12 protein-coding genes are annotated in these 13,009 nt (G+C 27.1%); 5 read left to right on the top strand and 7 right to left on the bottom strand.

The window, feature by feature from the left end; translation table 11 throughout:
• Positions 1-175: 175 nt before the first annotated feature.
• Together GM111_RS02965 and nagA are read right to left on the bottom strand one after the other, a co-directional pair.
• Positions 176-2,557 (bottom strand): heavy metal translocating P-type ATPase, encoded by a 2,382-nt coding sequence (locus GM111_RS02965; RefSeq protein WP_156299398.1) that lies wholly within the window; start codon positions 2,555-2,557, stop codon positions 176-178.
• A 287-nt stretch (positions 2,558-2,844) separates the two neighbouring features.
• Positions 2,845-3,996: an N-acetylglucosamine-6-phosphate deacetylase gene (gene nagA / locus GM111_RS02960; protein WP_156299397.1), complete on the bottom strand. Its 1,152-nt coding sequence runs from the start codon at positions 3,994-3,996 to the stop codon at positions 2,845-2,847.
• Between the two features lie 236 nt (positions 3,997-4,232).
• Between nagA and GM111_RS02955 the strand changes: the two genes are divergently transcribed.
• The 5 genes from GM111_RS02955 to GM111_RS02935 all read left to right on the top strand — a co-directional run bounded on the left by GM111_RS02955 (position 4,233) and on the right by GM111_RS02935 (position 7,090).
• The gene (locus GM111_RS02955) at positions 4,233-5,126 is read left to right on the top strand and encodes a metal ABC transporter solute-binding protein, Zn/Mn family (RefSeq protein WP_156299396.1); all 894 of its coding nucleotides are present in this window, start codon (positions 4,233-4,235) and stop codon (positions 5,124-5,126) included.
• Positions 5,123-5,512, top strand: coding sequence for a hypothetical protein (locus tag GM111_RS02950; RefSeq protein ID WP_156299395.1), 390 nt, complete (start codon positions 5,123-5,125; stop codon positions 5,510-5,512). The genes GM111_RS02955 and GM111_RS02950 overlap by 4 nt, the downstream gene beginning before the upstream one ends.
• Before the next feature lie 14 nt (positions 5,513-5,526).
• Positions 5,527-6,132: a hypothetical protein gene (locus tag GM111_RS02945; protein ID WP_156299394.1), complete on the top strand. Its 606-nt coding sequence runs from the start codon at positions 5,527-5,529 to the stop codon at positions 6,130-6,132.
• 61 nt (positions 6,133-6,193) lie between these two features.
• The gene (locus GM111_RS02940) at positions 6,194-6,685 is read left to right on the top strand and encodes a hypothetical protein (RefSeq protein WP_156299393.1); all 492 of its coding nucleotides are present in this window, start codon (positions 6,194-6,196) and stop codon (positions 6,683-6,685) included.
• Between the two features lie 12 nt (positions 6,686-6,697).
• Positions 6,698-7,090 (top strand): hypothetical protein, encoded by a 393-nt coding sequence (locus GM111_RS02935; RefSeq protein WP_156299392.1) that lies wholly within the window; start codon positions 6,698-6,700, stop codon positions 7,088-7,090.
• A gap of 10 nt (positions 7,091-7,100) precedes the next feature.
• Here the strand turns inward: GM111_RS02935 and GM111_RS02930 are convergent, their stop codons facing one another.
• Genes GM111_RS02930 through GM111_RS02910 form a run of 5 tightly spaced genes read right to left on the bottom strand, consistent with a single transcriptional unit; the run spans position 7,101 to position 13,006 of the window.
• On the bottom strand, positions 7,101-7,769 hold the full coding sequence (locus tag GM111_RS02930) for a thiamine diphosphokinase (RefSeq protein ID WP_156299391.1): 669 nt from the start codon (positions 7,767-7,769) through the stop codon (positions 7,101-7,103).
• The gene (gene pheT, locus GM111_RS02925) at positions 7,769-10,189 is read right to left on the bottom strand and encodes a phenylalanine--tRNA ligase subunit beta (RefSeq protein WP_156299390.1); all 2,421 of its coding nucleotides are present in this window, start codon (positions 10,187-10,189) and stop codon (positions 7,769-7,771) included. The genes GM111_RS02930 and pheT overlap by 1 nt, the downstream gene beginning before the upstream one ends.
• 11 nt (positions 10,190-10,200) lie before the next feature.
• Entirely contained in the window at positions 10,201-11,217 is a 1,017-nt protein-coding gene (gene pheS, locus GM111_RS02920; protein WP_156299389.1) for a phenylalanine--tRNA ligase subunit alpha, read from the bottom strand.
• Positions 11,218-11,228: 11 nt separating this feature from the next.
• A complete protein-coding gene (locus GM111_RS02915; protein ID WP_156299388.1) occupies positions 11,229-12,557 on the bottom strand; it encodes a hypothetical protein in 1,329 nt (442 codons plus the stop codon).
• Entirely contained in the window at positions 12,554-13,006 is a 453-nt protein-coding gene (locus tag GM111_RS02910) for a YfcE family phosphodiesterase (RefSeq protein WP_156299387.1), read from the bottom strand. Before GM111_RS02910 ends, GM111_RS02915 begins: the two co-directional genes overlap by 4 nt.
• Positions 13,007-13,009 lie beyond the last annotated feature (3 nt).

Raw genomic sequence — 13,009 nt, 5'->3', positions numbered from 1 at the left:
ATTACACAAGATAAAAGAAATATCATAAATACTTAAAATATTTAAACCCTTATTTTTGTTGTACAAAAAAATTAATAAAATAGAAGGAATTATCTAATTTTTTTAGATTAATCCCTTCTATTTTTTTGAGGAGACTATTGAGGAAGAAAAAAACTCTTACTTTTCAACAGCCCCTTTATAATCTAATATATTTCATTCTCATTGCGTTTAATACTGTTATTATTGTTACTCCAACATCTGCAAATACTGCAACCCACATAGACATAAAACTAAACATACCAAATGTAATTACTATAAATTTAACTGCAATAATAAATACTAAGTTTTGTAATACTATCATCTTCATCTTATCTGATAGTCTTTTTAGTACTGATATTTTAGTTAAACTATCTGTATTTAGTACAATATCAGCAGTATTGATAGTTACATCTTGACCCATATTACCCATAGCAACCCCTACATCTGATGCTGCTATTACTGGGGCATCATTAATACCATCACCCACAAACATGATATGTCTTTTTTCTTTTTCTTTAAGTAATATATTTAATTTATCTTCTGGTAATAAATTAGCATATACTCTATCTATACCTAAGATATCTCCAACTTCTTTTGCAGCTTCTTCATTATCCCCAGTAAGCATTATTATATCTTTAATACCACTTTCTTTAATCATCGTGATAGCTTCTTTAGTATCATCTTTTATCTTATCTTTGATAACAAATAAAGCAACAAATATATTATCTATAGCTACATATACTAAAGATGAATTTTTATCATTTAAGAATTCAGTTTTAGGTATAAATATATTTCTATCTTCTAGTAATTTTCTCTTACCTATTAATACTTTTTTATCATTAAATTCTACATCTACGCCTAATCCTGGAAGTTCTACACTTTCTACTATAGTTTTATCCTTTGCAAACATATTTCTTATACATGATTCATTGTGATTGTGTAATTCACAATCACAATGCTCACTATGTTCTAACTTCTTAACGTGATTTTTGCATTCATCACCATAATAATGTCCTTTAGGCTCATGTTCTACTATTCTAACTCTTTCATTAACATAATGTTCTGAATAATCATGACAGCAACCACAGTGTTTGCATAAACTAATATACTCATAAAATTTATCATCATTTTCAATATTGTCTACTAATCTAAATTTTTGATTTATAAAATTAATTATTGATCTTGCTATAGGATGATTTGAATGTTCTTCAGCCTTATATACATATTCATATACTTCTTTAGCATCTATATTAATTTTTTCTAAATCTTCAAATACTGAATTTACTTTAAATCTACCTTCAGTTATAGTTCCAGTTTTATCTAGAAATACACTTTCTACTTTATCTATATTATCAAAGATATCTGCACCTTTAATTAGTATTCCTTCTTTTGCAGCTCTACCTATACCTGAAAAAAATGTTAGTGGTATAGAAAGAACTAAGGCACAAGGACAAGCTATAACTAATAATACTATACCGTTATATAGTGAATCTATAAAAGTAATTCTTCTAAAAAATAGAGGAGGTACTATAGTTATAAATATAGCTAAAGTAAATATTATTGGAGAATAATATCTAGAAAATCTTGTAACAAATTTTTCCATTTTTGACTTATTATGTCCTGAATTTTCTATTAACTCCACTATCTTATATATATTACTCTCATCAAAGCTTTTAGTTGCTTCAATTGCTAATGATTTAGATAAATTTATCATACCTGCAAGTACATCATCACCTTTTTCAAAATGTCTAGGTAAAGATTCTCCTGTAATCATAGAAGTATCTAAATCTGCACTTCCTATATATACTTTTCCATCTAATAATATCTTTTCTCCTGGTTTAACATAAAATACATCTCCAGGCTTTATTTCATTAACATCTACATCTTTAAATTCATTTTTATCTAATACATGTACTACATTTTCTTTTAAATCTATTAAACTTCTTATTCCTTTTCTTGTTTTAAGTACTGAGTATTCTTGAAAATATTCTCCTACTGTATAAAATAGCATTACTCCTGTTGCTTCTTCATATTCTCTAATAAAAATAGCTAATAATGAAGCAACCATCATAAGTACTTTTTCATTAAAGAAGTCTCCATTTTTTATTGATCTTATAGCATCTTTTATTATTGGAAATGCAACAAATGCATATGAAAATAGGTAAAGAGGTATATAATATAGATATAGATCTGAATCATATTTTAGATATCTATATAAATATTTATCTACGAAAAGTCCCAAGATAAATAAAGCTAAAGATACAAACATATATACTTTTTGATCTTTAAGTATTTCTAATTCTTCAATAAATTGCGTCTCAGAATTATCTTCTTCCTTAATATCAAAAGAACTTTCTTTTTCCCTTCCAAGTCTTATTAATTCATCTATATTTCCTTTTTCCTTATTTTTAAAATCTACTTTTAATGTTTTAGTTGTAAAATTTATACTAATATCTTTTACATTTTCATGTGTTTTTAAATGTTCTTCTAGTTTAGCTGCACATCCTGCACAGTCAAGACCACATATAGTATACTTCATTTTATCACCTCAATCTCATTATATCACAGTAAAAAAATTATTGCTAGAATTTTTTAAGACTGAATAAAATTTTTTTATCAAAATTAAGCAATAACATTACTTTAAAGATATAAGACTGAAAAAATGTTATGGTATTAAATAGGTATTTTTACATTACTCAAATTTACTTATTAATTTTATTTTTTATAAACTATGATTATTTTTTATATCAGTCAATAAAATTACATACATCTTATTAGAATTCTAATTTCCTATAGAAAAAAAGAGCTTTCGCTCCTTTATTCATATTAATATCTTTGTAATTTGCCTTTTGAAATTGTTCCTTCTACAACAAAGTCTTCATTATAGAATGTTAAGTCAGCAATATATCCTTCTCTAATATATCCATATCTGTCTTCAACTTGAACTGCTTTTGCTGGGTATGAAGTTGCCATACGTAAAGCTTCTTCTTCACTTATTTTAACTTCTTTAACTAAGTTTTTAACTCCTGTTATCATATCAAGAGCTGATCCACCTAATGATCCAGTCTTAGGATCCCAACATTTTCCATTTTCATGACGAACTAAGTGGCCTTCAAATACGAATTCAGGCATATCTGTTCCCATAGGAGCAACAGCATCTGTAACTAAATACATATTTGATCTCATTACTTCTTTAACTACTCTTACTGAAGGGTAGCTAGCATGCATTCCATCTACTATTATTCCACATTGTACGTTTTTCTTATCTAATAAGTAACCAATAACTCCTGGCTCTCTTGAATCAAATCCACGCATTGCATTAAAGAAGTGAGTTGCATGAGTGAAGTACTCAGCTTTTTCTTCTACTTGTGCATAAGTTGCATTTGTATGCCCTAAAGCTATGTTAATTCCACTTTCTTTTAATTGTTTTAAGTGTTTAACTAGTGCATTTTCAGGAGCAATAGTCATAATTTTAACTCCTTCATATCCTACTTTAGCAATAGTATCTATAACTTCATCTGCTAAAACTCTAATATAGTCAGGTCTATGAACACCTTTTTTCTCAACACTAATATATGGCCCTTCAATATGTAATCCTAAAACCCCAAATTCTTCTTTAGTGTCTTTGATTTCTTCAATTAATTTTAAAGCTTTTAATATTTTTTCATCAGGTGATGTAATTAATGTAGGTAAGAATGAAGTACATCCATATTTTTTATTAGTTTCATTCATTACTTCTAAAGCTTCTCTAGTGATTTCATCGTTAAATAATACTCCACCACATCCATTAATTTGTAAATCAATAAATCCTGGTGATAATACTTTACCATCTATGTCTACTACTTCATGTTTAGACATTAATTCTTCTGTTAATTCAGATACAGTAGTAATTTTTTCAATTTTATCTCCATTAAGAATTACTACATTTTCTGGAATAAATTTATCCCCATCAAATATTTTTGCATTTTTGATTATCATATAGCAGCCTCCTGTTTTTTATTCTATATTTATTTTACCTCTATTCAACGAAAAAAGCAAGTTTTATCGTGAAATTTATCTTTCATTTTTTTACTATCCTGTGAAAGATTATTTTAGTACTATTCAAAGTTATAGTATTTATGCCTTATATTACTCTTTTTATTACCTTAACCCTTATTTTAACTTGTTGAAATATATTAGGATTAATGGTATAATTTACGTGAAACGGAGGCAAAATGAGAAAGATTATTTTTAAATTAATAATGTTACTTTTATTAGTTTCTAATATTTCTTTAGCAAAGCTTAAAATAGGAGTAAGTATGTTGCCTTATTATTCTTTTACAACTAATATTGTAGGAGATAAGGCAGATGTAATCCAAATACTTCCAGCTGATGTTGATGTACACGCATATCAACCTTCACCTGATGAAGTTAAAAAAATTACAGATCTTGATGTTTTAATTATTAATGGTACTGGTATAGATAACTATATGTACAATCTTGTTAAAGCTTCAAATAACAAGAAAGTCACTATTATTAACGCTAACAAGAATGTATCTCTTTTACCAATATCTGGTGAAAGAAGCAACTCTAAATCTGTTAATACTCATACTTTCATATCAATACAAGCTTCTATACAACAGATTAATACTATAGCTAAGGAAATAGCTAAACTAGATAGTAAAAATAGTAGTTATTATCTTAAAAATGCTAGGGATTATACTAAGAAACTTTCTAATATCAAATCTAAAAAGATAAAAGAAATAGCTAATCTTAGAAAAGGTATTAATTTAACAGTTGCAACTACTCATGGAGGTTATGACTATATCTTAGGAGAACTTGGTATTAAAGTTGGAGTTGTAATAGAACCTAAAAACAATAATAAGCCTAGTGCTAACGACTTGAAAGTTGCTATAGATTTAATTAAGAAAAATAGAATAGATATTCTATTTGAATCAGATGGTGCAAGTTCACCTTATACTAAAGCAGTTCAAAGAGAAACAGGTGTTGTGGTTGAGCAACTATTACATATGACTAGCGGTAGATATACTAAAGATGCGTTTGAAAAAGATATCGAAAAAAACCTTGATAGAATAATTTCAGCACTTAGAAAGGTGAATAAAAAATGAGAAAAACACTAATATTTACAAGTATAATTTTTGCTCTAACTAGTTGTTCTAGTATAGTAAATGGTTTACATCAACCATTAGATATTAGATCTAGTTCTGGTAAAGAAATAGTAGTTAAGGACGAAAAAGGAAATGTGCTAAAAAAAGGTAAAGGAACTTTATTTGTTAATCTAAAAAGATTAGATAATGAATCAGGTGTAGGTGCAAAATATTTTATCTCTTCAGGTGATAAAACTGTTGCTATCTTACCTAAAACAAACATTCCTGCATTTATAGTTGGAAATATATTTGTTCCAGGTGGACATTTTATAGACAGAGCTACAGGAGCTATGTATGATCTTGTAGATGTTGATGGTGAAAAAATAGATAGAATAGAATTTAAATAAAGGATGTTGATATAATGAAGAAATATTTAATACTAGGTATCTTTTCAACTCTTATTGGTTATTCAGGGACTGAAGTTACTGTTCTTGCTCAAGGTAGTGTTGGAGGTTTCCAAAGTGATGATATCAATAATACATCAGTTCATGCAGGTATACATACCTCTCTTGGAAAAGTTATTCCAATTAAAAAATATGGTATAAATGTAAATCTTGGAACTGGACTTGAAGGAGGATTAAGTAAAAAGATTTTAAATAAATCAGAAAATGAAAAATATAATATAAAAATTGAAGATTTTAATAGAAAAATTGAAACTGCACATGATACAGAAAAAAACAAATTAGAAATTGAAAAAAAAGACTATGAAAGAACTATCAAAAATTTCCATCCATACATTTCTCCATTTATATTTGCTGAAGTAAATGGAGAGGTTAAAGAAGACATTAAACTATATACTGGAGCTTCTATTGGTTCATATCACTATATAGTTAACGATAGATCAATTAACAAATTTGCAATAAAAGCTAAATTTGGAGCAACATTTAAGAACACATTCACAGGTGAAATTAGTTTAGGATATCCTCAATATTTCACTATAGGATTAGGAACAAAATTTAATTTTTAAAGAATAAAAGGAGGAGATGTATGGTAAAGTTTAAGAACTAACTATATCATACAAGTAAATTATGAAAAAAATTTTAACAACATTATTATTATCATTTGGAGTATTTTCTTGTAGTTTATTAAATGTTACAGATTATACAGTCCCAAATAGTGTAATTAAAGCAAATATTGCACAGAAAGTAGACAACAGGATAGATTTATTCTTAGCAAAAGGCGAAGTAGCTATAAGAGATGTCTTTGTTAAAGACTATAAATTAAATATAGTTTTAACTGCTGAAACTAGTTCGGTTGTCGGGGCTCTTTTAGGTAAAACAAATACAACTGCTATCGTTTATTTAGAAAGTGATATCAGATTCCAAGATGGAAAAATCTATCTTAAAAATGTAAAAGTTAAAGATGTTAAAGGTGATATTCAAGACGAATTCTTAAATCAAATCACTAACGCTATAGTTTATGCAACTTTAGACAACACAGAAATTTATAGTTATAAATATCCTAATGATTTAAAAGGTGCTCAATTAGGTCCTAATAATTTAATATTAAACTTTAGATAGGAGTAAATAAAAATGAATGATTTAATAGATATAAGAAATTTAATAGATGAAATTTTAATAGATTTAAAAGATGTGAAATCTAGTTTAAAATATTCTAAAAATTGGGGTTTATTTGATATGTTTTTTGGAAATACTTTTTCAACTCTATTTAAACATTCAAATCTTGATAAAGCTAAAAGTAAAATGGAATTAGTGAATTATAAGCTTAGGGATTTAAAAGCTATGTTTAATAAAGCTAATGTTGAATCTTTAAATATTAATGTATCTAGTTTCCATGTATTTGCAGACTATTTCTTAGATAATATCTTTGTAGATTGGACTATGCAAAGTAAAATAAAAAAATTCTACAATGAAGTTGATAACTTAATTAACAAATTAGAAGATATGAGGAAAGGGTTGTTTTAAAACAACCCTTTTATATTTCTATAATTATTAACATATCTCCACTTTTAGCACTTATCTTTGCTGAATCATCTTTAATAATATTACTTACAAGTGACATATCTCTTGAAATATCTTTATCTTTAAGATTATATACAAAACCTTCAAGTGTTAATTCTTTAAGATCTGAAAGTGGTATTAAAGAAAATCTTTTACCAGCCTTTCCATTTATCACATCTTCTTTATTTACATAATACATAAGTTCATTTTGATGACTAATATATTTCATATTAGTATTTTTAGCAAGTAATTTAGCATTACCTATAGACATATCCATTCTACCACCAGTAGCACCAAATACTAATACATCTTTATTTTGATAAAAATCTATTTCTTCTTTTTGAAATCTATCATTCATTCCAACATTTTCATAACCGCAAATATGAAGTAGTGCTATTCCAAAATCTGTATAATCTTTATCACTTGAATAATCATAAATTTTCACATCTTTTTTTCTATAATACTCTAAAACTTCAGGATTAATTGAATCTAAATCTCCTACTATAGCATGAGGAACTATCCCTTGCTTATAAGCAAAGTTAGTTCCTCCATCTGCACAGTATATTATTCTATCTTTTAATAATTCTAAATGATAATCATTAAATTCTGGATATTCTCCATTAAGAAATATACAATATTTCATTATCCTCTTAATGTTGCTCCAAAGTCTTTAGTTAATTTAGTAATGATTTTATTCATAACATCATTAATTTCTTTTTCTTCTAATGTCTTATTATCATCTCTCATCACTATACTTATAGCAACAGATTTATATCCTTTTTCAATTCCTAATCCTTGGTATATATCAAATAGTTCAACTCTTTCAATTAATTTATCTATTTTTTCTATAGTTTTTAACATTTCTCCTACTAGAACATTTTCATTAACTACTATAGCTATATCTCTTGGCACTGATTGATATTTACTTAAACCTTTGTATCTAATGCTTGTTGATATATATTTTTTAATTAAGTCTAAGTATACTTCAGCATAAAGGATATTACTCTTTTCAACATCCATGTTTTCTAATACATCTGGGTGTAATTCTCCATATGTTGCAACAAGTTCTTTACCTACAAATACATCAACGCTTCTTCCAGGATGATATGCTTTGTTTTCACTTCTTCTAATTTGATATTTAGTAAATCCAATTTTTTCAAATAATGCTTCTACTACACCTTTCATATCATAGAAATCATATTCTTCTGGTTTAGCATTCCATATATTCTTAATTTTGCTTCCTGATAGTACTAATGCTAATGTTTCTCTTTCAAATACTTGCATTTCTCCTATCATTACAGCTTTTTCATTTATATTTGTAACTTGTTCTTTAGTAAATCTCTTACTTACTTCAAAGAATCTAATATCACTTGCACCTCTATTAATGTTATCTCTTACATTTTTGATTAATGAATACATTAATGTAGGTTTTAAAATACTAAATTCTTCTACTATAGGGTTTTTGATTTCAATAATATTTTCTTCTGCTATATCAAACAATACTTTTTCTAAAGAATTTTTAGGGATAAAGCTGTAGTTAATAACCTCTCTTACTCCTAAGTTAGATACTACCTTTTTAATATCAGTAACAAATTTAGTTGTATCTTCTAATCTTTCTTTAGTTAGTTTTACTGAAGGCATAACATTTTCTATACTATCAAAACCTACCATACGTATAACTTCTTCAAAGTAATCAAATTGATTTATTAGATCTTGTCTATGTGAAGGTGCAGTTAATAATAACTCTTCACCTTTATCTTCAACTTTTACTTCTAATTTTTCAAAGATATCTATTATTTTATCTTTCTCTATTTCCTTACCTACAAATCTATATAGTCTTGGTAAAGATAATGTAGTTATATTTGTATTAGGTTTAACTGGATAACTATCGTTAATATTACATACTGTTCCTCCAGCTAATTCTTTAACTAAACTTGAAATTCTATCTAATACATATTCCATATTTTCTGTATTTACTGATCTTTCAAATCTATATGCAGATTCAGTAGATAAAGCAAATTTTCTATTAGTTTTTCTAACCATAATGTTATCAAAGTGTGCAACTTCTATTAAGATATCAGTAGTGTTTTCATCAACTTCTACTTCTCCACCACCCATAACTCCTGCTATAGCTACAACTTTTTCTCCATTTGTTATTACTATATCCTCGTTATCTAATACTCTTTCTTTATCATCTAAAGTAACAAATACTTCTTCATTTTTTGCTCTAGATACTGTAACTTTTCTTGAACCAAATTTATTTAAGTCAAAGATGTGGTTAGGTTGATTAGTTTCAAGCATTACATAGTTAGAAATATCAACTATATTATTTATACTTCTAATCCCTACTGCTTCTAATCTATTTTTTAACCATTTAGGACTTTCTCCTACTTTTACACCTTTAATTACTCTTGCTAAATATCTATTTGATAATCCTTCTTCTATAGATATATCAATATTTTCATTTCCTTCTACTGTAACTTCAGCTGTAGGTACTTTTAATTCTTTTGAATAATATGCTGCAAGTTCTCTTGCAATACCTACATGAGATAAGCAATCAGGTCTATTAGGTGTAATTTCTAATTCAAATACAGTATCATCTAAACCTAAGTACTCATTCATAGGTACTCCAAGTTTAGTGTCTTGTGGTAATATCATAATTCCATCATGATCTTTACCTATTTTTAATTCAGATTCTGAACAAAGCATACCATTAGACTCTGCTCCTCTTATTTTACCTTTTTTTATTATGAAATCTTCGTCAAGTTTAGCACCTATTTGTGCCATAGCAACTATATCTCCTTCTTTATGATTAGGAGCTCCACAAACTACTTGAAGAACTTCAGTTCCGTTGTTAACTTGACAAACAGTTAGATGATCTGAATCTGGGTGTTTTTCATATTTTTCTATTTTAGCTGTTAAAACTTTGCCTAAATTTTCACCTTGTTTTTCTATTTTTTCTACTTCTTGCCCTATCATAGTTAAGGCATTTTCTAGTTCTTTTATATCTATATTTTTGTCAAGATCTATATATTCTCTTAACCAATTTAATGAAATTAACATATTTCCTCCACTTAAAATTGTTCTAAAAATCTAATATCATTTTCAAAGAATGCTCTTAAATCATCAATACCATATTTAAGCATAGTTATTCTTTCTACTCCAAGTCCGAATGCAAATCCTTGATATACTTCTCCATCTATACCAGCTGCTTCAAGTACTTTAATATTAACCATACCTGAACCAAGTATTTCTAACCAACCAGTATTTTTACATAATCTACATCCTTTACCTCTACATACTCCACATTCTACGTCCATCTCAGCACTAGGTTCTGTAAATGGGAAGAAATGTGGTCTAAATCTAACATTTCTATCTGCACCAAATATTCTTTGTACTATACTTTCAAGTGTTGCTTTAAAGTTAGAGAAACTTACATCTTCTCCTATCATTAAACCTTCAACTTGATGGAACATAGGTGTATGTGATACGTCATAATCAGGTCTATATACTTTACCTATAGATATCATTTTAAATGGTGGTTTATGTTCTCTCATATATCTAATTTGAACTGGAGATGTTTGAGTTCTTAATATTACATCATCAGTGATATAGAAAGTATCAGTTAATTCTCTTGATGGATGTGTCTTAGGTATATTTAAAGCATCAAAGTTTAAATATGTACTTTCAACTTCAGGCCCATCAACTATATCAAATCCCATTTCACTAACTATTTCTTTTATTTCAAGTAATGTTTTAGTTAATGGATGTAAACTAGATTTTTCTAAAGGTTTCCCTGGAAGTGAAATATCTAGTGTTTCTGATTCTAATTTGATTCTTTTAGCTTCTTCTTTTAACTCTGCAAACTTAACATCAAATTTATCTTGTAATTCTGTTTTTACTTCATTTGCAAGTGCTCCAAATTCCTTTCTTTTTTCAGCTACTATATTTCCCATTTCTTTCATTATAGCTGTAAATTCACCTTTTTTACCTAAGTATTTAACTTTTAAATCGTTAAAATCTTGTACAGAATCTAATTTTTCTATATCTGATAAAGCTTTTTCTTTTATCAGTTTTAATTTGTCTAACATTTTTCCTCCAACTACTTAACTTTTTCTATCTTATTTCCTTTAAGTGAGCCTAATAACTCTTCTTTATTATTAAATAGATATGATCCTTGCTCTAAGTTTAATCCTTCAAGTCCGACTACTTCTTTTTTATCTCTATACATAACACCTAAATATATTAGCTTATATATTTCATCAGTTTCTTGGAATTTTGGAGCATCTGTAAAGCTTAATTCATCATATTTAATCTTTTGAAGAACATAGTATTCTGAATTACCATCTATAGCTTTACCTTCATAAATACCTGTTAATTCATCTTTGCTACTGAATTTAGAATATCTTTCATCGTATTTTCCTAAATATTCGTAAACAGTTTTAGTATTTATTTCATCTATAGATTTTACTATTTCAGGTACTTCTTTAATTGTTATTTTATCTTCAATCTTACCTGTTTTAAGATTTAAGAATTCTTTTGTTTCAACATCAAAACTAACTTTAATTTCTCTAGTTTCTCCAGCTTTTAATTCTTCTGTTCCTCTTTCTACTTCATAGTTAACTCCTCTTAAATAAAGGGTTCTGAAGTTAGGATCAAGGTTTTTCTCATTTACTTTTCTCATATTTACACTACCATAAAGATATATTTTATCATCTTTATGTTTATAGTTTGTTACCATATATCCAAATGGTTTAAATTGTTTACTATCGTATTTAATATATATATTCCATGCTACTAATCCTGAAAATACTAACATTGATACTGTAAATATGCTAGCATTTAATTTTTTCCAAATAGCTTTATCTTCTTTTCCAACTAAAGTTCTTACATTTAATATTATTGCAAGGACTGTTGATACAAGTATAATAGCAGTTAATGCATGTATTATGTATTTAACATCTAAGATATATTGTATTCTACCCATTAAGTATAAGGCTGCTGGTAATCCTTGTTCATACTGTCTTTCAGTTATACTTTTTAAAGCATAGAATAAATCTTTTGTAATATATACATAATATACTGCTGCCATACTTGCTACCCACATCATTACTGTAGAAGCTTTTAGTAATCTGTCATATTGTCTTTTTACAATTCTAAAGATTATGAAGGCCGCGAAAGTAATCAATAGGAATAATAAGAATGTTCTATAAATAGTTGCAAACACTTCTAAGGCTTTTAAATCTTCAGTCATTACAGATAACTTTTTAACTAAAGTTACAAAGTCTGTCTGAGTAGTAATTTTACCTCTAAGTTTATAGAAAATATCTCCTACTTTTGCCATTAATAATAGTTTTATTAATAAGCAAAATGATAATAACCACAACATAACTGTTTCAAATATCTTACGTGGTTTTACTACATTATTCATCTTCTTCCTCCCTTAAATTCTAGAACGCCATCTTCTAATATTGCATATTCATGATTCATTATAGCTCCAGGATTAATGAAAACTACATCTTTAAATTCACTTTTATGCTGAATGTGAGTATGTCCAAAAATTACATAATTTGCATTTTTTTCTACTCCAAACTTATATATACTATTCATATTTGATTTAACACCAAAAAGGTGTCCATGAGTAAGTATTACCTTACCCATAGACTCTATTTCTAACTCTAAAGTTTCCTTAGTTTCATCATCAAAATAGTCACAATTACCTTTTACTATATGAAAAGGTATATCTACTGCATAAGACATTTCTATAGCATCAGCGCTATAGTCTCCTGCAAAAATTATTAATTCTGGGTTTTCTTTCTTGATTACTTCATAAAAATATTTTAAATCTGTATGAGAATCAGAGCATAATAGTATTTTCATACT

This window comes from Streptobacillus canis (genome assembly GCF_009733925.1).
Lineage (GTDB): Bacteria > Fusobacteriota > Fusobacteriia > Fusobacteriales > Leptotrichiaceae > Streptobacillus > Streptobacillus canis.
The sequence above is the reverse complement of the archived record's forward strand: the minus strand, read 5'-3'. Positions and strand labels throughout refer to the sequence as shown.

Excerpts from the sequence above, each read along its gene's own strand:
- GM111_RS02965 (WP_156299398.1), bottom strand. The coding sequence starts at position 2,557 with ATGAAGTATACTATATGTGGTCTTGACTGTGCAGGATGTGCAGCTAAA.
- nagA (WP_156299397.1), bottom strand. The coding sequence starts at position 3,996 with ATGATAATCAAAAATGCAAAAATATTTGATGGGGATAAATTTATTCCA.
- GM111_RS02955 (WP_156299396.1), top strand. The coding sequence starts at position 4,233 with ATGAGAAAGATTATTTTTAAATTAATAATGTTACTTTTATTAGTTTCT.
- GM111_RS02950 (WP_156299395.1), top strand. The coding sequence starts at position 5,123 with ATGAGAAAAACACTAATATTTACAAGTATAATTTTTGCTCTAACTAGT.
- GM111_RS02945 (WP_156299394.1), top strand. The coding sequence starts at position 5,527 with ATGAAGAAATATTTAATACTAGGTATCTTTTCAACTCTTATTGGTTAT.
- GM111_RS02940 (WP_156299393.1), top strand. The coding sequence starts at position 6,194 with ATGAAAAAAATTTTAACAACATTATTATTATCATTTGGAGTATTTTCT.
- GM111_RS02935 (WP_156299392.1), top strand. The coding sequence starts at position 6,698 with ATGAATGATTTAATAGATATAAGAAATTTAATAGATGAAATTTTAATA.
- GM111_RS02930 (WP_156299391.1), bottom strand. The coding sequence starts at position 7,769 with ATGAAATATTGTATATTTCTTAATGGAGAATATCCAGAATTTAATGAT.
- pheT (WP_156299390.1), bottom strand. The coding sequence starts at position 10,189 with ATGTTAATTTCATTAAATTGGTTAAGAGAATATATAGATCTTGACAAA.
- pheS (WP_156299389.1), bottom strand. The coding sequence starts at position 11,217 with ATGTTAGACAAATTAAAACTGATAAAAGAAAAAGCTTTATCAGATATA.
- GM111_RS02915 (WP_156299388.1), bottom strand. The coding sequence starts at position 12,557 with ATGAATAATGTAGTAAAACCACGTAAGATATTTGAAACAGTTATGTTG.
- GM111_RS02910 (WP_156299387.1), bottom strand. The coding sequence starts at position 13,006 with ATGAAAATACTATTATGCTCTGATTCTCATACAGATTTAAAATATTTT.